The sequence below is a fragment of the uncultured Chitinophaga sp. genome, assembly GCF_937898475.1.
GTDB lineage: Bacteria > Bacteroidota > Bacteroidia > Chitinophagales > Chitinophagaceae > Chitinophaga.
The window spans coordinates 129,835-154,800 of sequence record NZ_CALEJS010000039.1; the positions used below are offsets into that span (position 1 = coordinate 129,835).

The window sequence follows — 24,966 nt, forward strand, 5'->3', positions numbered from 1 at the left end:
CCGTTAATCATCTCCCGCTATGCATCCCGGAAAAATATATGCAGCACGTTTAGACCAGCTGAGGCAACAGATACTGGACGCCCGCGGCAGCCTGCAGTTGCTCAGTGTCATTCGCCTGGTATGTTTTGTGGGGATGCTGGTGTGCGCCTGGCAATACATTGCAAAGAACTTTCCGCCCATATGGCTGCTACCCCTGGGTGCGCTGCTGGCGGTATTTATTGTGGCCCTGGCCCGGTACCAGAAAGTAAAAGACCATCTGCAATTGCTGCAAACCCTGGAAGCGCTGAATGAAAAGGAGCAGCACCTCCTGGCCACCAACGAGTCGCAGTTTGACGGGGGGAATGATTGGGTGGATGAGCAGCATCCCTTTAGTTCCGACCTCGATGTATTTGGCCCCGCGTCGCTGTTTCAGCATATGAACCGAACCGGTACGCTGATGGGGCGGCAGCAGCTGGCTGACACCCTGCAGCGTCCCCCGCAGGATGCCGCTGTGATAAAAGCACGGCAGGAAGCCATCCGGGAGCTGGCGCCCAAGGTGGAGTTCCGGCAGCTGTTCAGCGCTCATGCCACGCTGGCTGGTGAAAAGCCGGGCGACCGGGCCGCTTTACAAACCTGGTTAGCCCTGCCCATTACATTCCTGGAAAAGAAATGGCTGCGGGTTATCAGCTGGGTAAGTCCCGCCTGTCTTATTGCGTGCATATTCATTTATGCGTATACGCAGCTTTATATGCCTGCCACTATTTTCCTGATCATTAACTGGATCATACTGGGCAAGTACGCCAAAGGTATGAAGGAGCAGCATATGCATCTCACCAGCAAGGAGCCCATTCTCCGTAAGTTTGCGCAGCTGCTGCATATGGTAAAAGCGGAACCGTTTGGAACAGCAGCCCTGCTGCAGGACCAGCAGGCGGAGGCAAAAGTGGCGGATGTTGCACTGAACCGCCTGGCGCGTATCAGCAATGCCCTTGACCAGAATATTAACCTGATAATATCTGTTTTTTTGAACTCCTTCCTGCTATATTCCATACATTGTATTTTCAGCCTGGAGAAATGGAAAGTGCAGTACCGCGATAAAGTAACCGGCTGGCTGCAGGTAATAGCACGTATGGAAGCCCTGAACAGCCTGGCTGCCTTTGCATTTAACCACCCCGCCAATATCTACCCGGAATTGAATAAGGAGCCTGGTTTAGCTGCTACCGCTTTGGGCCATCCGCTGATCCCCGCAGCGGAATGCGTGGTGAATGATATTACAGTTGGCCGTCCGCAGCATTTCCTGATCATTACCGGATCGAACATGAGCGGTAAGAGCACTTTCCTTCGCAGCGTAGGCAGCAACCTGCTGCTGGCGATGTGCGGCGCCCCGGTATGCGCAGCAGCATTTTCGTTCACCCCCCTGCATATTATGACCTCCATGCGTATCAGGGATTCCATTGCCCGTCATACCTCTTATTTCCAGGCGGAGCTGCTGCGGCTGCAGCAGATAGTAAAGGCTTTGCAGCGCGGAGAACAGGTGTTCATCCTGCTGGATGAGATATTAAAGGGCACCAACTCAGCAGACAAGCTGACCGGATCGCGGCAGCTCATTACCCACCTGCTGGAGTACAACTGCCTGGGTATGATTGCCACGCACGACCTGGAGCTGGGCCAGATGGAGCAAAGCTACCCGCAAAGTATCCGGAATTTCTGCTTTGAAAGCACCATCCAGGACAACCACCTCTTTTTTGACTACAGAATCCGACAAGGCGTTGCGCACAATAAGAACGCTACTTTCCTTATGCAGCAGATGGGCATAATTTGAAAGTTTGATGTTTGAGGTTTGAAGTTTGTCAGAGGTTGGAAGTGCAGGGGCAGGTGGCCTGGCTAATCAAGCATTGCCAGATTGGCTGGATGATAGATAGACTTGTTTCCAAACATCTAACTTTTAACAAACTTCAAACCTTAAACCAAAACTTTTATTTGCAGGTTACTAATATGTTTAGTAGTTTTACTAAAAATGTTAGTATATGACATTGCCTTTCGTGGAAGGTGGTGCACCTGAAAACCCATATTATAAAGGAAGAGGCGCGCAACTGAATCCTAAGAACAAATTTCTGAATACTGAGTATGCACAGGAGCACCCGGAGGGAATAGACGAATGGTGGCAGGCGGATGTACCTACCCAGGTGATAGAGGAGCATGCCAAGACCCTGGTAAATAAGGTGGACAGTCCGGATGTAGGGATGTGGTATTCCATGAACCCTTACCAGGGCTGTGAGCATGGGTGCATCTATTGTTATGCACGTAATGCCCATCAGTACTGGGGCCTGAGTGCCGGACTTGATTTTGAGCGCAAGATTATTGTGAAGCGTAATGCGCCCGAGCTGTTGCGCAAGTTCCTGGATAATAAGAACTGGGTGCCTAAACCCATCAGTCTTTCCGGTAATACAGACTGTTATCAGCCGCTGGAGCGGAAGATGTTCGTCACCCGCCAGCTGCTGGAAGTGGCGCTGGAATATAAGCAGCCGCTGGGCATCATCACCAAGAACTCCCTGGTGCTCAGGGATAAGTACCTTTTACAGAAGCTGGCTCAGGATAAGCTGGTATGTGTATACGTGTCTATTACTACGCAGCAGGAAGACCTGCGGCAGAAAATGGAGCCGCGTACCACTACGGCGGCCCAGCGCTTCCGGATAGTGAAAGAGCTGAGTGAGGTAGGCATACCGGTGGGGGTGATGACGGCGCCGATGATCCCCGGCCTCAATGATCATGAGATGCCCCAGCTGCTGGAGATGGCGGCGCAGAACGGGGCAAAGTTTGCAGGTTACACGGTGGTGCGTTTGAATGATGCCGTGAAGATTATTTTTAACGACTGGTTATACAAAAATTTCCCCGACCGGGCGGACAAAGTGTGGCATATGATAGAGAGCATGCATGAAGGAAAGGTGAACGACAGCGAATTTGGCCGCAGGATGCGGGGCGATGGTAATATAGCTGATCTGATCCGCCAGCAGTTCAAGGTGCATGCCAGAAAGTATGGTCTTAATAATGAACGTTTTGAGTTTAATACATCGTTGTTCCAGCGTCCAACGCCACAGTTAAAGCTTTTTTGATCAATTGGAGGTTGACGATAGTCAGTTATCAGTTGTCAGCAGCGCGTTTTCAGATGAGCGTATTTAGCGGAGTATGGATGATCCGGGGGTAAGCAAATAGTAATAATGATGTAACAGACATAACCCAATCAAAGATGTCTGCCGCCAACAATGATCCGTCTCCGGACCACGGGCTCCAGGCCGTACCGTTTATGGTGGCGGGCAAAAGCATTGAACACCCGCGGTATGGATTGTGGCCAGTGGACTGCAGACCATTGTTACTGGAAACGTTTGGGCCTGAGCGGGTACCATTGGCAACTGATAACTGACAACTGGTTATTGATTACTGAATATTGAATATTGAACACTGCATACTGCATACTAACATCTATATCTATTATTTAAGCAGTAATAGCTAATCACCTTACTTTCCCCCGCCATTTACAGGCAGCAACGCGCCATTTATAAAAAAATTATTAATTCAGCAAAAAAAACGCTGGCGAATTTTGTGTAGTGAAAAAATAAAAATATCTTTGTAACAGCAAAAGAGAAAAAATGTCACGCAATCTTCAACATACAATTTCTGCGGTGTCCTGTAAGCTAAAGAAGCAGGTCAGGAGCGGATTGCGGGCATGTTGCACCAATTGTTAACAGAATAAGTTATCAAGTGATATAACAGAAAGTCCCGCAGAGAAAATGCGGGACTTTTTTTGCTTTAGAGAGAAAGTAATGATGACTGAGCACCAAACAAAGCAACCAGCAACTGTCGATCGTGTTAAATTATTGCCAAAAGGCATGCGGATAACACGTACAGGAGATGTTGTGCCCCAGGTATCAACCGGACCAGGAATACGATAGTAAAACGGCCCTAGTTTTGCTATAGGAACCCGGTTCGTTGATACAGCGAACCGGGTTTTTTGTTTTAAATATTCATATAGTTATGTACTAGCCCGTATACACTAGGATCAGGAAGGTGCATAACCCCAAATAGTGAGATCATGAGAAACGTTATTCAAGTTGTAAGAGAGGCTTTGCTTACCAACTTCAGAGAGTTGGATACCTGGTTTGAAAAAGAGCCGGCTTTACTGGATTTTAAACCCGGCCCGGATCAGTGGAACGCTCACGAAGTGCTGGAGCACATCAGCCTTACCAATTATTTCCTGTTGCTGATCATCAACAAGGCAACACGCAGGGCGCTGGAACGTAAGAAGAACGGCCACAATGTGGTGCTGCCCGGCGACTACTTCAACAAGTTTGAGCAGATAGATGTGATAGGCAGTAAATCTTTTGGATGGATCCGCCCCGATCACATGGAGCCTACCGGCATGAAAGACATGCAGGAGATCAGGGCATTGCTGAAGCAACAGTTTGCACAGTGCTGGTATAACCTCAGCCTGTTGCAGAACGGGGAAGGGTTGCTGGTGTTTACGAATATGTCTGTAAACAACCTGGGCAAGCTGGATATCTACCAGTATATCTACTTCCTGACCAAACATATTGAAAGGCATATCCGCCAGTTGCAACGCCTGCAGAAGCAGTTTGCAACCAGCATGGAATTGATATAAACGGTCGACCAAGCCTCATCTGTTGTTGTTAATCCTGCTTTCGGAGTTCATTTATATCTGGGTCCATGGTCCATGGTTAATAGTCCGCAGTGAATGCGCAATACAGTTGCTATATGACGGAGAAATTGTTCCGGATTATCGTCCATGGGCTATGGACCTTTTCAAAAAAAAGACGGTGAAAAATTGTACTATCTATAATAATCACTGTATCTTTGCTCCGTTAATTTTTCATAAAACAAACATAACATGCGATACATTCATACTAACATACAATCAGCGATGCCATCCGCGAAGGTGGACAATCGTAGGTGCCGGGCATGTTATTATTATCGATAGATCAAAGTGATTTATGTATATAACGAAAAGCCCGGCTTACTGAAAAGCCGGGCTTTTTTGTTACCAGGTGGAGTATGATCAGGATAGCGGAAAACATATGGAAATGGTTCGGGCTTGACCTTGACAATGTCAGGGTCAACAGGGCAAGGTATGCGATAACGTAATATAGACCTAAACGTTATTTAAGCGCCCTGCCCGTGTATAACGAGCAGGGCTTTTTTGTAAGATATTTTTTCGTCTCTGTTTGCATTGATCCCAATTCAAAAGCGCCGTAACGCTTGATGTCTTGTATTCAACTTTACCAGGGGCCGGCAGCAAACAAGGGCTGCGAGTGCACTGGTAAAGCACTGAATACGGAAAATGAAACAAGCCTTTTCCACCATGAATTGTAAACAAACATATCTGCTACTGTTATGACAAGACTGAAACTTACCTGTACAGCACTTCGTAGCATCGGGTTCCCCGAGGGGCCCGTTATAAACCTGGCCATCAGCGCTATGGAACAGCAGTTCAAACACCATACTGAAGAAGCCGCCCTGCACATCCTTAAACAGGTACTGACCGATCCTTTATCTTATCTCTCTGACAGCGCCCTCAGGAAAGTAGCGGGGCGGTTGATGGAAACCCCGGGGGATAAGGACACCCCCCTTAAAGAAATTCCGGTGCCTTATGAAATATATGGCGCGGGCTTTATTGAAACAGGGGCCATTCAGCAAATGAACAATGCGGTGCGTTTGCCCGTGGCAGTAGCCGGGGCGCTGATGCCCGATGCACACCAGGGTTATGGCCTGCCGATTGGCGGCGTGCTCGCGGCGAATAATGCGGTGATACCTTATGGCGTAGGGCTGGACATAGGCTGCCGCATGTGTCTTAGCATACTGGACCTCCCGATAAGTCAGCTGGAGAAACGGGCCGCGCGTTTTGAGCAGGCGCTCCTGCAACACACCCGTTTTGGCTGCAGTGGAGAATGGGAGGCCCCGGCAGAGGATACAGTGCTGGAACATCCGCTTTTCCGCGAGCTGCCGCTGCTGCGCCGCCTGCAGCAAAGAGCCGCATTGCAGCTGGGCACTTCAGGCGACGGTAACCATTTTGTTGACTGGGGCATTGTGCAAATCAGCGGCACGAATGATTTTAACCTGCCGCCGGGCGCCTATATCGGTCTGTTGTCTCACTCCGGTTCCCGTAACCTGGGCGCACAGGTAGCCACTTATTATACCCGCCTTGCCCGTGAGCTGTGCTCCTTACCTGCTGCCGCGCAGCACCTGGCCTGGCTGGAGCTCGATACCGAGGCAGGGCAGGAATACTGGCGGTCTATGAACCTGGCGGGCAGTTATGCAAGCGCCAGTCATCATCTTATACACAGCCGTCTTATGAAGGCCATGGGGGCACAACTGCTGGCCAGAATAGAGACGCCTCACAATTTTGCATGGAAAGAGATCCACAACGGGCAGGAACTGATTGTGCACCGTAAAGGCGCAATGCCTGCGGGTAAAGGAGTAATGGGTATTATCCCGGGTTCTATGACAGCATCCGGTTATATTGTGCGGGGAAGGGGAGAAGCGCGTTCCCTGCAATCTGCCGCGCATGGAGCAGGGCGCCGCATGTCTCGTGCAAAGGCAGCAGCTGCTATTTCTGAAGAGGAGCTGGGCAGCCAACTGGAAGAGCAGGCCGTAACACTGTTTGGCGGTGGGCCAGACCAGGCGCCGCGGGCGTATAAGAATATCAGTGAAGTGATGGCGGCGCAAAGCAGCCTGGTAGATGTGATAGGAAGTTTCCGCCCGAAGATTGTGCGGATGGCAGCGGAATAAGAAGGCAGGTATAAAGTCTACAAAAATTGTAGGGTAATTAAAATAAATACCTTATTATTGTAGCTGTTTACCACCACCTTATTTTGATTGCTCAGATCCTATGCATTTAAATCACATGGCCTGGGCCATTCCGCTGTTCCTGTTTTTTATGGGAATAGAATACTGGGTGGCGCGTAAAAAAGGATGGAAGTATTTTACCTTCAGTAATTCCATCACCAATCTGAATGTCGGCATTGCCGAACGTCTGCTGGACACCTTTACGGTGGGCATCTTTTACTTTGTTTATGATTATCTGCACCGGCATTTCGGTGTCTTTGACATACGCTCCGGCGTACTGTTATGGATAGCCTTGCTGATCTGTACAGATTTTATCTGGTACTGGTACCATCGCCTGGCGCACGAGATAAACATCCTGTGGGGCGCTCATGTGGTGCACCACCAGAGCGAAGATTTTAACTATACGGTATCTGCACGCATCACGGTATTCCAGGCATTTGCCCGGATGATGTTCTGGTCTGTATTGCCGGTGATCGGTTTTCCGCCGGCTATGATCATCAGTGTGCAGCTGGTGCATGGCCTGTATCCTTTCTTTATCCATACCCGTACTATCGGGAAGCTGGGCATACTGGAGTATATACTGGTTACGCCTTCTCATCACCGTGTACATCATGCCAGCAATGAAAAATATCTTGACAGGAACTATGGCGATGTGCTGATCATCTGGGATAAGATCTTCGGCACTTTTGCAGCGGAAGATGAGGAGCCGGAGTATGGCCTCACGAAGCCGCTCAACAGCCATAGTTTTTTGTGGCAGCACTTTCATTTCCTGCTGGAGATTGTGTATGCCTACCGCAGGGCGGAGGGTTGGAAACAGAAATGGAAGGTGGTATTCGGGAAGCCGGATCACATTAACCCGGGCATCAGGCCAGTATTGGAGGAGCGTTTTCTGTTCCGCAACAGTACCGGTGCAGCTACCCGGCGGCTGCAGCATTATGTGTTGGGCCAGACGGCGGTTATTATTGCGGTGCTGTTCTTTTTCCTGTTGCTGGAAGAACAGGCGCCGGTGTTCATCCAGGTATGTATTACCCTGGTGATATTGCTAACGCTGGTGAACAGCGGCGCTATACTGGAGCAGCGCAGATGGGTGTTTTACCTGGAGTATGCCCGTTTGCTGGTGGTGTTTATTGCCGTGTATTACTGCTGGCCGCATCCCGCCTTACTGTGGACGGCGGCATTGGTGCAGCCCCTGATCCTTTATTTTAAGGCAACTATTGAACAACGCTATCTGCGCCTTTTGTACGGCGCACCCGCTTAAGATACTATGCAGGTTACGTGGCCGAGAGACGAGGTAAAGGTCCGCAAAACCTTCACGGCGGTTTGAATCCGTCCGTAACCTGCATCTTTTTACACCCGGATATAGATCTTACGTTTATCCATCCACCAGCCCAGCAGTCCGAACAGGCCTACATGGAACAGGGCAAAGAGCAGGGAGCCCGGGTAATTGCCCCCGATGGGCCGGAATATATGTTCGTACAGCCAGCCGTAGAGGTTCTGATTGGGCCCGGTGCGAACCAGGAAGTATAGTTTTACCAGCACCCCGGACATTACGTAGATGAACAAAGGATTTTTGCCATATACCTCAAAGAAGCCAGCGGTACGTTTCCAGCCCCTGAATTCTATTGCATACATTAATATGGCCAGCAGCAGGAGGGCAATACCAACGGTATACAGTACATAGGAGCTGGTCCAGATCTTCTTATTGATGGGGAACACCAAATCCCAGCAGAGGGCTGCAAACACCAGCAGGCAGCCGCTGATCAGCAGACCGCATAACATGGGAAAATCCTTTCCTTTCTGCTGGATATAGGAGCCGGCGATGTAGCCGAAGATCACATTGCATACTGCGGGGAGGGTACTGAGGATACCTTCGGGGTCAAAGGGTACGCCTTCGCCCCGGTACATGTGCTGAGGCCCCAGCAGCCACTTGTCCAGCCGTAGTCCGGCGTAACCCTCCAGGCTGTAAGGATCGTTCTGCCCGAAAGCCAGCAGGATCCACCAGTAGACCAGTAAGATACAGCCGGCTATGAAGAAGGCCCGGCGTTCGCCTGCGAAGTGGATAATGAGGGCGCCTATGCCGTAGCAGAGGGCTATACGGGGGAGTACGCCGAGGATGCGCAGCTGAGATAAGGGCTTGACTACCAGCTGTTCGCCCTCCCATTTAAAGAAAGGGAACCAGTTGAGCACCAGGCCAATCAGGAAGATCAGCAATGTCCGTTTTAATATTTTCCTCAGCGCAACCTGGTGGCCCTGAGTTTCGTATTTCTTCATGGCAAAGCTCATGGCATTGCCTACTGCGAAGAGGAAGAAGGGAAATACCAGGTCGGTAGGCGTACAGCCGTGCCAGTGTGCATGTTTTAGCGGCGTGTATACGTAAGACCAGCTGCCCGGGTTGTTGACAAGGATCATCCCGGCCACGGTAAGGCCGCGGAATACATCCAGCGATAGGAAACGTTGTGTAGGTTGGCTCATTAAGTTAAGCGGAAATTAATAGGAGGTGATCTGTCTTTTCAGCATTTTCCGTGCAAAATGGATACGGCTTTTGATGGTTCCCATAGGCTCGTGCAGCATATCGGCAATTTCATAATATTTAAAACCTTCATAATACAGTAGAAAAGGGCGTTTGAAGAGGACAGGAAGACGGTAAATAGCGTATTGTATATCTTTCATCCGCAGGCTGCTTTCGGCTTCGTTGTTAACGTAGGAATGCTGCAGCAGGGCGAGGTCGCGGGCTACATGGTCCTGGAAAAGCTGTTGTTTGGCTTTGCGGCGGTAATGGTTAATGAACAGGTTCCGCATGATGGTGAAGAGCCAGGCCCGGATATTGGTGCCTTCCATATATTTTTCCTGGTGAACGAGTGCGCGGTACATGGTTTCCTGGTAGAGGTCGCGTGCGGTTTCCGAATCTCTGGTAAGCACTATTGCAAAAGGCTTCAGGAAGTCAGACTGATGCAGCAACAGGTCAGCAAATTCGGGGGAAGACATTTTTGACTGATTTTACTTATAGCTAATTTAAACAAAAAAAGCGGGAAATCCTAAAATAGCGGGTTGATATATAATGAGAAACTATTATTTTGCTGATTTTCATTCAGCTAATGCAAATAGGTTATTTTTAATAGATTTGCACCTGATTTGCCCATGCCCCGCGGGGTAAAATAGGTTGGATGGAGGTTTTGTTAATTAATCGAGAAAGTCATTTTTGAATTCATGCTCAGGAGAATAATACTGTTACAACTGTGTTTATTGATAGGGTTTATAGGTGTTACCCATGCTCAGGTGCCAACGGCTACAATGTCGAGGGACCAGTTGAAGCAGGTAAAGGTGGATCAGCTGTCTGACGACCAGGTACGGCAGCTGGTAAGTGAAATGAAGAAGAATAAGATCACTTTTGACCAGGTGGATGAGTATGCGGCACAGAATGGGATACCGGATGCGGAGGTGACAAAGCTGAAGGCAAGGATACAGGCAATGGGGCTGGATAAGGAACTGGCGGATAATGCAGGACGGGACACGAGTACAGAAACCGTTGACGAATCGTCCCGCCAGGTAAATGATACAACTGATTACTGGGACCAGCGGCTTCGGCGCCTCAGGAGTAAAGAGGATTTTGAACGGGAACTTCGGCGGAGAAAGATCTTTGGTACAGAGTTGTTCAGCAATAAGAATTTGACCTTCGAGCCCAATCTACGGATGCCTACTCCCCCTAATTACCGCATAGCCACAAATGATGAGTTACTTATAGACGTATATGGTTATTCTGAGGTGCAGCACCAGCTGAAAGTAACTCCTGACGGATATATCCGCATTCCCTACCTGGGCCCCGTTTATGTAAATGGACTGACAATGGAGGAGGCGCGCGTTCGTATCACCAAGCAGCTTTCTAGCATTTATGGCGGTATTAAAACAGGAAACACCTTTGTACAGGTGTCTCTCGGCAACATCCGCAGTATACGTGTATTGCTCATTGGTGAAATTGAACGTCCCGGAACATATAGCCTGCCAAGCCTTGCAACGGTAGCGAACGCACTTTATGTATCTGGCGGTCCGGGTGAAAATGGTTCTTTCCGTAACATCCAGGTGATACGCAATGGGCAAACAGCGGCTACATTTGACCTGTATGATTTTATTACCCGGGGAGATCTTACCAATAACATTGTATTGCAGGATCAGGATATTGTAAAGGTTAATCCGTATAAAACCCGTGTTGAACTGACAGGTGAGGTGAAACGCCCGGCTATATTTGAAGCAAAGGAGAATGAAACCCTGCAGCAGATATTGGAATATGCGGGCGGGTATACAGATAAAGCCTACCGGGAGATTATCCGTGCTAACAGGATCAATAACCGGCAGCGCGAGGTAGTAAACATCCCCGCTGACCAGATCAGCAGCTTTCAGCCAAAATCAGGCGACCAGTTTTTTGTAGATTCAATATTGACACGTTTTACCAACCGGGTAACCATTTCAGGTGCAGTGTTCCACCCGGGTGATTATGCCCTTGAGGAGGGAATGACGGTAGGCGATCTTATCCGCAAGGCGGATGGCGTAAAAGAGGAAGCGGCACTTACACGCGGGGTGATCCGCCGCCTGCAGGCAGATTACACCCCCGCCATGGTCAGCTTTAACGTGGCTGACGTGGTAAATGGCCGCCAGCAGTTGCGCCTGCAGCGGGAGGACAGCGTGATTGTATACTCGAAGATGGGACTGCGCGAATTGTACCAGGTAAAGATAAACGGAGAGGTAAATCAACCCGGACAGTATGTGTATGCGGATAGTATGCAGCTGGAGGATCTGATATTGATAGCCGGGGGGTTGAGAGATGCAGCATCTCTGAAACATGTGGAGATATCCAGACGTATACGTTCAGGTGCAGATTCATCGGATACCAGGATGGCGATCATCCAGCAGTTTGATATCAATGCTGATCTGGCCAATAATCCCGGTGCGGCAGCATTTGGCCTGCAGCCTTTTGACGAGGTAATGGTGCGCAAAGCGCCCTCCTACATGGAGCAAGCCAATATGCAGATAGGAGGCGAGGTTTTATACCCCGGGCAATATGCTATTAACTCAAAGCGGGAGCGTATTTCTGACGTGATCCGCCGTGCCGGCGGGCTGCGCCCTGAAGCGTATCCCGAAGGGGCAGTATTGCTGCGTAAAACATTTGTAAATGAGTCGGACAGTGCTTACCTCACCAATAAGCTGGAGGTGTTCTATAATAAAATGCAGGACAGCTCGGACATTCTCCGGTTGAAGAGCGCTATGGAGCGTAAAGAACAATTGCTGGGCATTAACCTGGACCAGATACTGAAAAATCCCGGATCTAAATACGACCTGCTGGTAGAAGAAGGGGATATTCTCAAAGTTCCCAAGAAGTTACAGACGGTCCAGGTATTTGGGGAGATATACTTCCCGAAGAAAGTACGCTTTGAAAGGAATATTGGTTTCAGAGACTACATCCGTGGCGCCGGCGGGTTTACTACCCAGGCGCTCAAGAGAAGGAGCTACATAGTTTATGCTAACGGTGAGGTGAAAAACACCCGTAAGGTGCTGTTCTTTAATAGTTATCCGAAAGTTAAGCCGGGAGCGGAAATATATGTACCTACCAAAAGAGAGCGTAAAGGGCTAAGTGGGCAGGAGGCTATCGGGTTAGCAAGCGGTCTGGCGTCAATAGCCTTGATTGTTGTGACGTTATTGGATAGGATTAAATAGAAAATATGGATGCTCTCAGGCCTGAAATTGCTATAATCGGACTTGGTTATGTTGGTTTACCGCTTGCGGTAGCCTTCGGGAAGAAGTATCGTGTTACGGGTTTCGATATAGACGAAAAGCGCGTAAAGGCGTTGCAGCAGGGGAAGGACCATACCGGTGAAGTGGACCCCATAGAATTAAGCCGGGTGGTACTGCAGAAGAACGAAGAGGACCAGGATAAAGGATTGGTGCTATCCTCTGACCGGGAAATGCTAAGGCGCTGCAAAATATTTATTGTAACAGTACCTACGCCCGTCAACCAGTTCAAAAGCCCGGACCTGCGTTTTCTTTTGTCTGCCACCGAGACGGTTGCCGGCGTTTTAAAGCCTGGCGATATTGTGATCTATGAATCTACGGTATATCCGGGCTGCACAGAGGAAGACTGTGTACCGCTGCTGGAAAAGGTGTCGGGGCTCCGGTATAATGTTGATTTTTACTGCGGGTATTCTCCCGAAAGAATTAATCCCGGAGATAAAATCAATACGCTTACTAGTATTAAAAAGGTAACTTCAGGCTCTACTCCTGAGGCAGCCGAGAAAGTGGATCTGCTTTACCGCAACATCATCGAGGCTGGCACATATAAGGCGCCCAGCATCAAGGTAGCGGAGGCTTCCAAGGCGATCGAAAACGCGCAGCGGGATCTGAATATTAGTTTTGTGAATGAACTTGCGTTGATATTTGATCGAATGGGCATTGACACGATGGATGTTATTGATGCTGCGGCTACCAAGTGGAATTTTCTAAAGTTTAAACCCGGGCTCGTCGGAGGACACTGTATAGGAGTGGACCCGTATTATCTTACTTATAAGGCTGAATCGCTGGGATATCATCCTCACGTCATTTTGTCCGGACGCCGGGTGAACGACAATATGGGTATGTTTATAGCGAACAAAGTTGTCAAACTGATGATCCGCAAGGGGCATAAAATAGAGGGCGCCCGGGCCCTGATACTAGGTATCACCTTCAAAGAGAACTGTCCCGATATAAGAAATTCGCGGGTAATCGACATCTACCGGGAGCTGCAGCAGTTCGGACTGGAGGTACATGTATATGATCCCTATGCCATAAAGGAAGATGTGGAAGTAGCTTATGAGCTTGCTTTGGTGCATGAATTGAATGAAAGGTATGATACTATTATTCTGGCAGTTGCCCATGAAGCATTCAGAAAACTGGATTATAGCGCATTAAAGAGCAGTAATAACGCGGTGGTATTTGATACAAAGGCTTTTCTTAACAGAGAGATTGTGGATGCCAGGCTATAATAATTATTGGATCGGCAAATCATAGTTCATTTTACGATAAAAAATGGAAAATACCAGACAACAGCATTTTCAGGAAGATGAAGTAACACTAAAAGACCTGATACTGAAAATACAGGATTGGTGGAAATACCTGTTGAGTAAGTGGCTTACCATAATAATTGTGGGATTGGTTGGCGCTGGTATTGGCCTTACTATGTCATTATTGGACAAACCGGATTATAAGGGAGAGCTTACTTTTGTTGTAGAGGATAACTCTTCAAGTCCCTTAAGCGCTTACGCAGGTCTGGCGAGCCAGTTTGGTATTGATCTTGGCGGCAGAGGCAGTGGAACCGGTGTTTTTGAGGGAGACAATGTAATAGAGTTTTTAAAATCAAGGTTGATGATTGAACGAGCCCTGCTTTCATCCGTTACATATCAGGGAAAGACCATGAGCCTGGCGGAATTGTATATTGATGCTTATGAACTGCGTGATAAGTGGAAACGCCCGGAACTGAGAACATTGAAGTTCCCTGTTACCGAAACCAGGGAAGGATTTTCTTTAGTGCAGGATAGCGTGTTGAATGTTATCCACGAACAGATTGTAAAAGGAAAGTACAAAGTAGAAAAGCTGGATAAGAAGTTAAGCTTTATTAAAGTCCAGTGTATCTCTGCCAGCGAGGTTTTCTCGAAGGTATTTATACAGCATATCGTAGATCAGGCAGGCAGTTTCTATATTGATACAAAGACCAGGCATAATAAGATCAATATTGACAGGCTGCAGCAACAGGCAGATTCACTGGAGAAGCTGTTGAACCGCAAGACTTATTCAGCGGCGGCCATACAAGATCTGAACCTTAATCCTGCCAGACAAGCTGCCGGAGTGAATACTGAGCTGGCAGTAAGAGACAAATTTATGTTGCAGACTATGTATGCGGAGGTGGTTAAGAATCTTGAGCTAAGCAAGATCGCCATGGCGCAGGAAACCCCCGTTATACAGATTGTGGACAGGCCCATTCTGCCACTGAAGAAGGAGCGGTTGGGTAAGGCAAAGGGAATTATACTTGGAGGAATTTTGGGAGGATTTCTAATAGTGGTATTTCTGCTTGCCCGTAAAATCTATAGCGACACTATGAGAGGTAGAGGCTAAACGCCACCATATACATGTAAAGTGATTAACCAAGCTGTTTGTAAAGATGGAAGAAAGGGGCAGAGAAATAATCAGGAACACCATAATTTATGCGATTGGCAACCTCGGCTCACGCGTCCTGAGTTTTATTATGGTTCCTCTCTACAGTTATTATCTCAGCAAAGACGAGTTTGGATTTTATGACCTTGTTGTGACCACTGTCACATTGCTTGTACCCCTTATCACCATGCAGCTTTCAGACAGTATTTTCAGATGGCTTCTGGACTCAAAAGACAATGAGGAATTAAAGGAAAGCGTGATAACCAATGCCTGGTTGCTGGTGTTTTTCAATATCGTGATCGCTGCATTGGTTTTACTGACAGGTCTTTTTTTCGGATTGCGGCAGTATGGGGTACTGCTGGTTTTGCTGGCTACCTCCGCCATATTGCCTGTAATACAGCTAAGTGTTCGTGGATTGCAGGAGAACAGGCTATTTGCTATGAGCGGTATCATTTTCTCGGCCGTGTTGCTCATATTTAATGTGCTGTTGCTGACGGTGTTCAGTATGGGAGTAACGGCGCTGTTCATCTCTACTATTTTTGCAAATATTGCAGCGAGCATTTTTTTAGTATATAAGAAAAATCTGTTTAGGTATTTTAAACTACACAGGTTTTCAATAAAGCAGATTGGCGAGCTGTTGAAATATTCCTGGCCGCTGGTACCTAACACCATCAGCTGGTGGCTGATAAGTTCGGCGAATAAGTATATTATTCTGGGATACCTGGGTATGGATGCAAATGGAATTTACGGTGTGGCCAACCGGTTTCCGGCTATTATGGTGATGATCGATTCAGTGTTGATTATGGCGTGGCAGGAAAGCGCTATACTTAATTTTCATCACAAGGATAGGGATGCTTTTTTTTCAAAAGTATTCAACAAGATGGTGATCATGCAGCTTTCTGCCGCTCTCCTGCTGGCATTGTGCTCTAAATTTATAATCGGGATATTGATCAGTCCTGGTTTTTTCGATGCCTGGAGATATATGCCCATTCTCTTTCTTGCGGTTGCCTTTTCAACGTTTTCCGGTTTTTATGGCACTATTTACCTGACCCTAAAGAGTACAAGGAAAATATTTTTGACAACATTGGTGGCCGGAATAATTAACCTTTTGGTAGCACTGCTGCTGGTGAGGTATTGTAAGCTTTTTGGTGTGGCTACAGGAACCTTGCTTGGGTTTATATCTCTTTATCTTATCAGGGTATTTGATACCCGTAAGCATCTACGGGTAAGTTTAGAACTTAAGCCATTGATGGGGTTCCTGATTTTGTTTGTCTGCTCATTTGTTGTGCTGTATGTATATGAAAGCGACCTGCTGATCTGGGTACTATTGGTTATATCATTACTTTATACTTTTTTCATTAATATGCCCATGTTACAGCAGACCTTTGGCCTTATCAAGGCCAAATTGGGCCGATCATAACACTTTAGGTAATTATTTAGGTATATGCAGTTTTATAATATAGAGAAGATAAAAGGCTTAAAGCAGAAAATTGCAGATGCGCTTCAGCCTTTGATAAACAATAACTACGTGTTACTCGATGTTCCCAATCACCGTAACATCGGCGATAACCTTATATGGCAGGGGGAGCTTGATTTTCTGAAGGACTACGTGCCGTACAAGATGGTTTATTCCTGCAACCATTACACATACCTGCCGGACAGGATACCAAAAGATGCGGTAATCCTTCTGCATGGTGGAGGTAACTTTGGCGATATCTATCCTGAAGTACAAAAGTTCAGGCTGGATGTGGTGAAGCAATTTCCGCACAACAGGATCATTGTTTTTCCGCAAACGATCTTTTATAAGGATAAATCTTTGTTGAAGGGAGATGCGCAGATATTTAACGTTCATGAAGACATACATGTCTGTGTGCGGGATACGGTTTCCCTAGATGCCTTGAGTAAAGTCATTGATACAAAAAAATTGCTGTTACTCCCTGATATGGCTTTCTGTATGGACCTTAGTAACTATTTGTCTGAAAGGGTTACAGGGAGAACGTTAATCATGCGGAGAACAGATAAGGAACTGGCCAATGGCTTTAATGAAAACAATGTAAAGAAACAGATTACCGGCGAGGCTGACGTCAAAGATTGGCCAACCTATAATATCAGCGACACCTTTTCAATGTACAAAGTGTATGGGGAGATAATTGAAAAACGGTTATCTGGTAAACTTATAAATGTTCCCGTACTCAACCGCCTCGTGAACCCAGAGTTCGGGTTGAAATCGTCCGGAAACAGAAAGAAGTTTATTGAGACCGGTATCCGGTTCATAAATGAATACGATACGATAGTGACCACGAGACTACACGGGTTAATTTTGGCTGTGTTGTTAAATAAAAAAGTGTTGCTGCTGGATAATTCTTACGGCAAAATAGAAGGGTTCTATAATACCTGGTTAAAGGAATTTAAAAACATTGAACTACTAAAATAATAGTACGGCATAATGATATTGAAACCCAAAGTATCGGTGTTGATGCCTGTTTATAACGGTGATAAATTTCTGAGGCATGCAATAGAGAGTGTTTTAACACAGACATTTTCCGACTTTGAGCTGATTATTATTGACGATGCCAGCTCTGATAATTCGGCTGCTATCATTAAAAGCTATAGTGACAGCAGGATTAAGTATTTCAGAAATGAAGTTAATTCAGGTATAGTCAAAACCCTCAACAGGGGTTTGCAACTTGCTGAGGGAGTTTATATTGCCCGCATGGATGCCGATGACATATGTATGGCAGACCGGCTCTCGAAGCAGGTTGCATTATTGGATGAGCATAGCGATATTGGTATTTGCGGAGCGGATTGTCAACTTATAAATGACAAGGGTGCAGTCATAGGGAAGAATATTTGTCCAACTGATCCGGAAGAATGGCGCATTGAACTAATGTTCCGCACACCTGTTGCTCATCCGCTTGTAATGATCCGCCGCTCTGTATTGATTGAGTGTGGCGGGTACCGTGAAGGAATGGAGCCGGCCGAAGACTACGATCTCTGGATAAGGGTGTCCAAATTATGTAAGGGAGCTAATATTCCGGAATACCTCCTGAAGTACAGGATGCATGACGCTAACTACAGCAGTAAGAAAAGGGATATGTATAGCGCATTGCTCTGTAAAATTCTGGAGGATAATGCGGCATATCTGGGGTTGGACGTGAAGTATGTAAGGCATCATATCAACTTTATAATCGGCGATTGGGATGTGCCGGTTACGGCGCATGATGTGAAAACGCTGAAGAGCTGGAAGAACGGATTAATAGCCAGGAACAAAGTATGTGGTAAATATGCAACAGGTGTATTTAGAGAGATCATCAACAAATACTATACAAATGCCTTGTTAAGTATAGTGAAAAGCAGCAGGAATGGCATAAATGTTAAATTGGTGGCGATCCGGCAATTGTTTACGGCGTCTCCAAAACATACTATGAAACATATAATACGTAAAATAGGATAGTTGCTAAATGTTATGCGAAAAGTACTAGTCATCCTGGATTCGTTATGTGTAGGAGGAAGGGAAAGGATCGTAGTTGATCTATGTAATTCTTTTGACCCGGAGAAATACAGCATAACGTTTGTAACGTTGTCTTGTGATAATAATCCTTTTAAAAGTCAGCTGAACTCAAATATCGGGTTTTATGCTTTACCTTTCCCTGAGAGAGATATTATTGGTCTCAGGTCTGTTTTATTCCTGTTTAAAGGTGTGCCGCGGCTGATTTCGTATATAAAGCAATATAATCCTGATATTATTCATACACACTCCAATATCCACCGGTTACTTCTTGCAAACATAGCCATCAAGGGCTCTAAAGTATCTGCAAAGATTTTTCATTCCATTCATACTTCAGGGCTTCACTATAGTAATCACAGTTTTTCTTCGAGAATAAAACGTCTGTTTGAGAAGGTTTCATTTTTGTTGGCAAAGCCCAAATTAATAGGAGTTTCTGCCGAAATCAATGACAATAATAAGAAGTTTTATAAGAATTACGCTTTTGAAAGCAGGTGTATTCCCAATGGGGTAGACCTGAAAGTATTCGACAGGAATAAGTACAGTTACTCTAAAGAAAAGCTGGGACTGAGCGAAAATGAACTGGCGATTGTTTATCCCGCCAGGCTTGTGCCTGGTAAAAACCATATCACTCTTTTAAAGGCGTTTAAAAAGATACGTGCCGAAGAAGAAGGGGTGAAACTTGTTTTTGCAGGAGATGGAGAAATGCGAACGGCCATTGAAAACTATGTTCAGGAAAACCAGCTTGAGAGAAGTGTAGTGCTGCTTGGTAATGTTACCAATATCCCCGAAATATTGTCGGTTGCCGATATTGGTGCATTCCCTTCTGAATATGAGGGTTTTGGTATAGGTTTGATTGAGATGATGGCGATGGGAATACCTGTGGTTGCATCCGACATCCAGGTTTTTAATGAGTTTATTGATCATATGAATAACGGGGTGCTATACCCGACGTTTGACAGTGATACTTTGGCGTCTATGTTATTGCTTGTTATGCGAAACAACGAGCTTCGGACGGCATTGGGAGTTAAAGCACGGGAGACAGCACAACAGTTTTCGCTGGAAAGAAGTGTAAACGGTCATATTACCTATTATGAAAGTTAAACGTACTTACCATAATGCCATAAGCATAATTTTATTGCAGTTAATAGTTTTCTTTTATATCTATTCAGTTCCTTTGAAAGGGTTGCCGGCAGGTATAGGTTCGAGGATACTGTTCACTTTGTTTGGTATGGTATTACTGTCTATACAGGTGTTAAAAGATCATGTTGCCGGCAACATACGCATACATCGTGAGATCATTTTGTTAAGCCTGTTGATTATATTGTTGGCATTGGTTTCGGGTTTTAGTATGTTTGTTAATGCTACAAATGATGCATCCTTTATCAAGTATGCAGGGTCATTTATATATATGCTGTTATCGGGCTACTTTGTTGTCTGGGCTTTTAAGAAAGTGTATAAAGAGCCGTCTTTTTATGTTGTAGGGAATTATGTTATTATTGCCGGCCTGATGCAGGTTTTGATTTCCCTTGGAATGTTTCTGTCTCCTGCATTGTACAATATTCTAATTGGCATACAGAATATTGATGAGTTAACCGATGAGCGTCTTGGCGGATTTACGAGCTTCAGGTTGGTAGGATTTGGGTCGAACTTTTTTGGATCAGGGATCGTGCATGGGTATATGTTGTTTCTATTGGCCACACTTCTCAGGGTCAGACGTCACAAACCTGCTATGATCTTTTTTTATGCAGTTGCTTTTATATTATTATTCGTGCTGGGCACGATGATGGCAAGAACTACCCTGATCGGAATGATCATGGCTTTAGCACTGTTATTTTGGCCTTCCTCCATTACCAGGATAACCATATCAAAAAGTGTTTTTAAATTCCTGGGCAGCCTTTTGGTGATTCTTATGCTAATGGGTTCCATGGTTTTTTTACTGTCAAAGGAATCAAGAGAGCTTTTATCAAATGCCACGGAATTTGGCTTTGAGCTGTTTATTAATTATGCCCAGGGAGAGGGTGTAAAGTCGGCATCTACAGATGAGTTAAAAGATATGTTTATCTGGCCGGAGAACCTAAGCACCTATGTGATGGGTGACGGCTATTATATGAATCCGCTTGATCCTGCGCGATATTACATGGGCACTGATGTAGGCTACCTGCGGCTAATCTACTATTTTGGTATTCCCGGAACAATTGTTTACCTGCTTATTCAGTTTCTCCCTATAGCAGTATGCAGTTATATCAACAGGCATAGCCATTTTCTGCTTAGGTTTTTTATATGCTCGTTTATTTTCTTACTCACATTGAATGTAAAGGGATTTACCGACACATTTTATCTAAGTATTTTATTTTACTATATTATCAGATATAAATGTGCAGATCAAAATATCAATCATCAATATGAAGCCGCTAGTTAGTGTCATTATACCCTTATACAATGCCGCTGATACCATCAGAGGGACAGTAGAGTCTGTACTACGCCAAACCGTCAAAGATTTTGAAATAATTATTGTCAATGATGGATCACGCGATGATTCTTTAGCTGTAGCTCAAAATCTTATTGAAGAGTTTAAAGATGAAAAAATCACACTAATCGATAAGCCTAATGGCGGGGCGTCCTCAGCCCGGAATGCCGGCATGCGGAAAGCCCAGGGAAGCCTCATAGCTTTATTGGACGCTGACGATGAATGGCTGCCTGATAAGCTGGCTACTCAGCTCGAGATCCTTAACAGGCATCCGGATATTGATTTTCTCGGCACAAACCGGAATGACGAACATTTCAAACGTTTCTTTTTTAAAAAGTTTGCAAACCTCACGCCTATATCGTCCAGGTTATTGCTGTATAAGAATTTTTTTGTTACTCCTACGGTCATCTTCAAACGGTCGATTCTGGATAAAGTGGGTTATTTTGAAGAAAGTCAGCGTTATTCTGAAGAAGGCAATTTTTGGATCAGGGTTTGCAAAGACCATCACTGTGTATTATTGAACCAAAGCCTGGTAATCACCGGGAGAAACAAGCCGCATTTTGGATTTTCCGGTTTATCCTCTAACCTTCGGGAAATGGAAAGGGGCGAGCTTAAGAATATCCGGAAAGCACATGAGCTGGGGGTAATTGGAAGGCTGGAGTGTTATTTTGCGTTAACATATTCTTACTTTAAATACCTCCGCAGGATACTCATAGTTAAATTAAGACAAAAATAGTATTGACAATGAAATAGTTATGATGTATTCTGATGAGGGCGTACCTAACCAATCCGCATTGTACACCATATAATATTGGCTCTTTTTTTGTGTCCATAGAAGCTTAACCATATTACATATTAGAAGGCATTTAATGTATTCCAGGATAAAGCATTAGAAATATGAGACATCTCTGCACTATGCTTAGCATCCTTTTAATGGGATGTAATAGTATCAACGGACAAAACCTAGCCCTTGTCCAGAGTAATAAAAGCGCCTATCAAATTGTTATCCCGGCGCAAGCATCCAAGGTTGAGCAAACAGCAGCCACTGAACTTCAGAAATATTTTTCAAAAGCCACCGGCGTTCAGCTGCCAATAAAGAATGAAGGGCAGAGTGCGTCCCGGAATGCGATCTATATAGGAGGAACCAAAGAGACCAAGCAGAAGAGGATTACAGCAGGTGTAACTAATGACGGTTTTGCTATCAGGGCCCGTAACGGATCATTATATATAGCAGGGGAGATGAAGAGGGGAACCTTATATGGCGTGTATAGCTTCCTTGAGAAATTCCTTCATATCAATTATTATACCCCTGGTGCAATGAATATTCCCAAGACAGACAATGTGACCGTTCCGGGAAACACCGATATTGTTGAGAACCCTGTTTTCAAAATACGGGATAATTTCTCCAGTATAGCTTATGATGATCTGTATATGGACTGGCATAAGATCACCCATATAATGGAAAATAAAAATACGGATTGGGGATTGTTTGGTCATTCATCCTTCTGGCTGGTGCCTCCCGCAACCTTCTATAAACAGCATCCCGAATATTACTCAGTAGTAAATGGCAAAAGGACTCCTTCGCAGCTATGCTTTAGCAACAAAGCGATCCGTCAGATAATTATAGATGGCCTGAGGAAGCGGATGCAGCAGAAGCCTAATGCAGAATACTGGATGGTTGGGCAGGAGGACGAGGGTATCTTTTGCCAGTGCGACCAATGTCAGGCGGCGTATAAGAAGTATGGCGCCAAGAGCGGCTTACTGTTGGAGGCTATAAATGACGTTGCGAAAGTGTTTCCTGATAAAACAATTGCAACTTTCGCCTTCCGGGAAACGATTCAACCTCCTTCCAATATTAAACCGGCAGCAAATGTGCTTATTGTCTATGCTCCTTCCAAGACAACCCGGGAACTGAGCTTTGAGAAAAATCCACATAATAAAATCTATGCAGATTACATGCGGCAGTGGGGAAACCTTACAAACAGGAATCTTTTTGTTTGGGACTATTATGCCAATTACCAGGATGTGCTGGCACCGTATCCCAATCTTCAAACTTTTTCAGAGAACTTCCGGTTCTACGAGAAGAGTGGGGTTAAGTATGTATTGGCGCAAGGTATCAATCAGGCAGGGGGTGATATGAAAGAATTGAAGACATTTGTATTGTCAAAATTGCTCTGGAAGCCTAACCTTAATCAGGATAGTTTGGTAAACGACTTTTGCAATGGGTTTTATGGCCCGGCTTCGGGTGCTATATTGAATTACATCAATACAATGAGAACCAATCTGTTTAAAGAGAAAGCGACGTTGAAATTAAGCGCAGATGCGCTTGCTTACAGCTCATCATTCCTACAGTCTTCATATCTTAGACAGTACGACGAAATATTGCAGAAGGCAGAGAATGCTGTTTCCAATAACCAGGTGTACCTGGACCGTGTCAGACTGGCCAGAATTCCGGTAGACTATATTATTCTTAAATCATTCAATGCGGGTTCATCTACTGCAGGACGTATGGCCCGCACACTGTTCAACAGCAATCAACCACGGGTTTCCGAAGCTGGTATTAATATAGATAAGGTACAGGAGAGGTTCAGCCAGCGCGTAAAAGGTGCGGGTATCCAATATCTGAAGGATAGTAAGCAGGAGCCTGTTACGGGTTTTTTACAAAAAATGAAATAACTTGCGCCCGTTTAAGTAAACTATAGCAGCTGTATATATTCCCTGTTTATGTCAAAAAGCCAACTAATCTTAAAAAGATTACAGCGTACAACTTCATCCGGCAAGTTTATCCCAGAAATAGATGGTTTGCGATTCATAGCGATAGCGTCGGTAATTTTATACCATTTGCACCTTTTCCTTGGGGAAAAGAACCATCATGTATATAACGATGGAAGTTATCCTTTCATTGGCAGGGCACTTGCTAACGGATATTATGGGGTTCCTCTTTTTTTTGCGATCAGTGGCTTTATCCTTGCCCTCCCGTTTGCCAGGCATTATATACAGGGAGCAACGCTCCCATCCCTGAAGCATTATTTTATACGGAGAATTACCCGTCTGGAGCCACCATATATCCTGGTAATGATCATGCTCTTCCTGGCAAATGTTTTTGTTGTTCATAAGTATACGCTGGAAGAATTGTTCCCGAGCCTTGCCGCCTCACTTACTTATACTCATAACCTCGTTTACGGAAAGGAAGTGCTACCGCTTATAAATGTAGTGGCCTGGAGCCTGGAAATAGAGGTTCAGTTCTATATTATTGCGCCATTGCTTGCGCTGTTGTTTAAGCTCAGGGTTCCATGGGCAAGACGGTGTTTGATAGTCGGCGCTATCTTGATTTTTGTGATGCTTCAGCATTTTTACCAGCCGGCATTCCGGTCCCTGTATAATGACATCCAGTTTTTTCTTATTGGTTTTCTGTTAGTTGATTTTTACCTGGTTCCGCGGCAACAACATATACCCGGTCCTGTAGCTATAGGAGGAGGATGTGTGCTGTTGGCCAGTATATGGCTGGTACATATAGATGCCCAGGCTGACATGGTTTACCGCTGGCTTTGGGCCTTTATCCTGCCGTTCATTATTTTCCTGTTCTATTACCTTGTGTTCTTTACTTCGTTTTGGAAAGAGGTCTTTAGCAATCAATGGTTAACCACTATCGGAGGTATGTGTTACAGTATCTATTTATTGCACTACGCGATAATATCGATGATCGGGAATTACACTGTCCGTTTTCAGTTTACACGGTGGTACTTTTTAGACAGCATCATTCACGGAGCAATCCTTTTGGTCTTCATCCTGATGTTCAGCAGTGTTTTTTTCGTTTTAATAGAACGGCCCTGCATGAAAAAGGACTGGTACAAGCAACTGTTTAAGAAGGCCGGGACAGCACTATCTGCCTGACCTTTTCATGTATTGTCGACTTTAATAAATCCTTACCTATTGATTTTCAGTCAAATAATTTCGGATTATATTTCCTAATTTTACCCTTTTT

General features: G+C 45.5%; 18 protein-coding genes. 16 read left to right on the top strand and 2 right to left on the bottom strand.

Translation table 11 applies throughout. The features are described 5' to 3' along the window. The first annotated feature begins 19 nt into the window (after positions 1-19). From Q0577_RS22500 to Q0577_RS22520, 5 genes are all read left to right on the top strand, one after another. Positions 20-1,798, top strand: coding sequence for a hypothetical protein (locus Q0577_RS22500; RefSeq protein WP_298740334.1), 1,779 nt, complete (start codon positions 20-22; stop codon positions 1,796-1,798). Between the two features lie 205 nt (positions 1,799-2,003). After that, complete coding sequence (locus tag Q0577_RS22505; RefSeq protein ID WP_298740336.1) at positions 2,004-3,089, top strand: PA0069 family radical SAM protein; 1,086 nt, start codon at positions 2,004-2,006, stop codon at positions 3,087-3,089. Between the two features lie 977 nt (positions 3,090-4,066). Beyond that, a complete protein-coding gene (locus tag Q0577_RS22510; RefSeq protein WP_298740337.1) occupies positions 4,067-4,633 on the top strand; it encodes a DinB family protein in 567 nt (188 codons plus the stop codon). A gap of 749 nt (positions 4,634-5,382) precedes the next feature. Continuing rightward, entirely contained in the window at positions 5,383-6,777 is a 1,395-nt protein-coding gene (locus Q0577_RS22515) for an RtcB family protein (protein WP_298740338.1), read from the top strand. 115 nt (positions 6,778-6,892) lie between these two features. Next, positions 6,893-8,092: a sterol desaturase family protein gene (locus Q0577_RS22520; protein WP_298740339.1), complete on the top strand. Its 1,200-nt coding sequence runs from the start codon at positions 6,893-6,895 to the stop codon at positions 8,090-8,092. A gap of 89 nt (positions 8,093-8,181) precedes the next feature. On the opposite strand, the gene Q0577_RS22525 is transcribed toward Q0577_RS22520, so the two are convergent. Both Q0577_RS22525 and Q0577_RS22530 read right to left on the bottom strand, forming a co-directional pair. Beyond that, positions 8,182-9,306: a DUF5009 domain-containing protein gene (locus Q0577_RS22525; protein ID WP_298740340.1), complete on the bottom strand. Its 1,125-nt coding sequence runs from the start codon at positions 9,304-9,306 to the stop codon at positions 8,182-8,184. 15 nt (positions 9,307-9,321) lie between these two features. Beyond that, on the bottom strand, positions 9,322-9,819 hold the full coding sequence (locus Q0577_RS22530) for an RNA polymerase sigma factor (RefSeq protein WP_298740341.1): 498 nt from the start codon (positions 9,817-9,819) through the stop codon (positions 9,322-9,324). Between the two features lie 291 nt (positions 9,820-10,110). On the opposite strand from Q0577_RS22530, the gene Q0577_RS22535 reads away from it, so the two are divergent. From Q0577_RS22535 to Q0577_RS22585, 11 genes are all read left to right on the top strand, one after another. Further along, complete coding sequence (locus Q0577_RS22535) at positions 10,111-12,540, top strand: SLBB domain-containing protein (RefSeq protein WP_298740342.1); 2,430 nt, start codon at positions 10,111-10,113, stop codon at positions 12,538-12,540. A 5-nt stretch (positions 12,541-12,545) separates the two neighbouring features. Further along, a complete protein-coding gene (locus Q0577_RS22540) occupies positions 12,546-13,841 on the top strand; it encodes a nucleotide sugar dehydrogenase (RefSeq protein WP_298740343.1) in 1,296 nt (431 codons plus the stop codon). 43 nt (positions 13,842-13,884) lie between these two features. Then, positions 13,885-14,967: a lipopolysaccharide biosynthesis protein gene (locus Q0577_RS22545; RefSeq protein WP_298740344.1), complete on the top strand. Its 1,083-nt coding sequence runs from the start codon at positions 13,885-13,887 to the stop codon at positions 14,965-14,967. Between the two features lie 46 nt (positions 14,968-15,013). Then, complete coding sequence (locus Q0577_RS22550; RefSeq protein ID WP_298740345.1) at positions 15,014-16,426, top strand: oligosaccharide flippase family protein; 1,413 nt, start codon at positions 15,014-15,016, stop codon at positions 16,424-16,426. Between the two features lie 24 nt (positions 16,427-16,450). Continuing rightward, the gene (locus tag Q0577_RS22555) at positions 16,451-17,440 is read left to right on the top strand and encodes a polysaccharide pyruvyl transferase family protein (protein WP_298740346.1); all 990 of its coding nucleotides are present in this window, start codon (positions 16,451-16,453) and stop codon (positions 17,438-17,440) included. A gap of 12 nt (positions 17,441-17,452) precedes the next feature. Beyond that, entirely contained in the window at positions 17,453-18,460 is a 1,008-nt protein-coding gene (locus Q0577_RS22560; protein ID WP_298740347.1) for a glycosyltransferase, read from the top strand. Positions 18,461-18,472: 12 nt separating this feature from the next. Then, the gene (locus Q0577_RS22565; protein WP_298740348.1) at positions 18,473-19,615 is read left to right on the top strand and encodes a glycosyltransferase; all 1,143 of its coding nucleotides are present in this window, start codon (positions 18,473-18,475) and stop codon (positions 19,613-19,615) included. Beyond that, the gene (locus Q0577_RS22570) at positions 19,605-20,933 is read left to right on the top strand and encodes a hypothetical protein (RefSeq protein ID WP_298740350.1); all 1,329 of its coding nucleotides are present in this window, start codon (positions 19,605-19,607) and stop codon (positions 20,931-20,933) included. The genes Q0577_RS22565 and Q0577_RS22570 overlap by 11 nt, the downstream gene beginning before the upstream one ends. After that, the gene (locus tag Q0577_RS22575) at positions 20,917-21,717 is read left to right on the top strand and encodes a glycosyltransferase family A protein (RefSeq protein ID WP_298740351.1); all 801 of its coding nucleotides are present in this window, start codon (positions 20,917-20,919) and stop codon (positions 21,715-21,717) included. Before Q0577_RS22570 ends, Q0577_RS22575 begins: the two co-directional genes overlap by 17 nt. Before the next feature lie 161 nt (positions 21,718-21,878). After that, complete coding sequence (locus Q0577_RS22580; RefSeq protein ID WP_298740352.1) at positions 21,879-23,657, top strand: DUF4838 domain-containing protein; 1,779 nt, start codon at positions 21,879-21,881, stop codon at positions 23,655-23,657. A 48-nt stretch (positions 23,658-23,705) separates the two neighbouring features. Next, entirely contained in the window at positions 23,706-24,875 is a 1,170-nt protein-coding gene (locus Q0577_RS22585; protein WP_298740353.1) for an acyltransferase, read from the top strand. Positions 24,876-24,966 lie beyond the last annotated feature (91 nt).

Bases quoted from the DNA above. Each gene is read 5' to 3' on its own strand.
- Q0577_RS22500 (WP_298740334.1), top strand. From the start codon at position 20: ATGCATCCCGGAAAAATATATGCAGCACGTTTAGACCAGCTGAGGCAA.
- Q0577_RS22505 (WP_298740336.1), top strand. From the start codon at position 2,004: ATGACATTGCCTTTCGTGGAAGGTGGTGCACCTGAAAACCCATATTAT.
- Q0577_RS22510 (WP_298740337.1), top strand. From the start codon at position 4,067: ATGAGAAACGTTATTCAAGTTGTAAGAGAGGCTTTGCTTACCAACTTC.
- Q0577_RS22515 (WP_298740338.1), top strand. From the start codon at position 5,383: ATGACAAGACTGAAACTTACCTGTACAGCACTTCGTAGCATCGGGTTC.
- Q0577_RS22520 (WP_298740339.1), top strand. From the start codon at position 6,893: ATGGCCTGGGCCATTCCGCTGTTCCTGTTTTTTATGGGAATAGAATAC.
- Q0577_RS22525 (WP_298740340.1), bottom strand. From the start codon at position 9,306: ATGAGCCAACCTACACAACGTTTCCTATCGCTGGATGTATTCCGCGGC.
- Q0577_RS22530 (WP_298740341.1), bottom strand. From the start codon at position 9,819: ATGTCTTCCCCCGAATTTGCTGACCTGTTGCTGCATCAGTCTGACTTC.
- Q0577_RS22540 (WP_298740343.1), top strand. From the start codon at position 12,546: ATGGATGCTCTCAGGCCTGAAATTGCTATAATCGGACTTGGTTATGTT.
- Q0577_RS22545 (WP_298740344.1), top strand. From the start codon at position 13,885: ATGGAAAATACCAGACAACAGCATTTTCAGGAAGATGAAGTAACACTA.
- Q0577_RS22550 (WP_298740345.1), top strand. From the start codon at position 15,014: ATGGAAGAAAGGGGCAGAGAAATAATCAGGAACACCATAATTTATGCG.
- Q0577_RS22555 (WP_298740346.1), top strand. From the start codon at position 16,451: ATGCAGTTTTATAATATAGAGAAGATAAAAGGCTTAAAGCAGAAAATT.
- Q0577_RS22560 (WP_298740347.1), top strand. From the start codon at position 17,453: ATGATATTGAAACCCAAAGTATCGGTGTTGATGCCTGTTTATAACGGT.
- Q0577_RS22565 (WP_298740348.1), top strand. From the start codon at position 18,473: ATGCGAAAAGTACTAGTCATCCTGGATTCGTTATGTGTAGGAGGAAGG.
- Q0577_RS22570 (WP_298740350.1), top strand. From the start codon at position 19,605: ATGAAAGTTAAACGTACTTACCATAATGCCATAAGCATAATTTTATTG.
- Q0577_RS22575 (WP_298740351.1), top strand. From the start codon at position 20,917: ATGAAGCCGCTAGTTAGTGTCATTATACCCTTATACAATGCCGCTGAT.
- Q0577_RS22580 (WP_298740352.1), top strand. From the start codon at position 21,879: ATGAGACATCTCTGCACTATGCTTAGCATCCTTTTAATGGGATGTAAT.
- Q0577_RS22585 (WP_298740353.1), top strand. From the start codon at position 23,706: ATGTCAAAAAGCCAACTAATCTTAAAAAGATTACAGCGTACAACTTCA.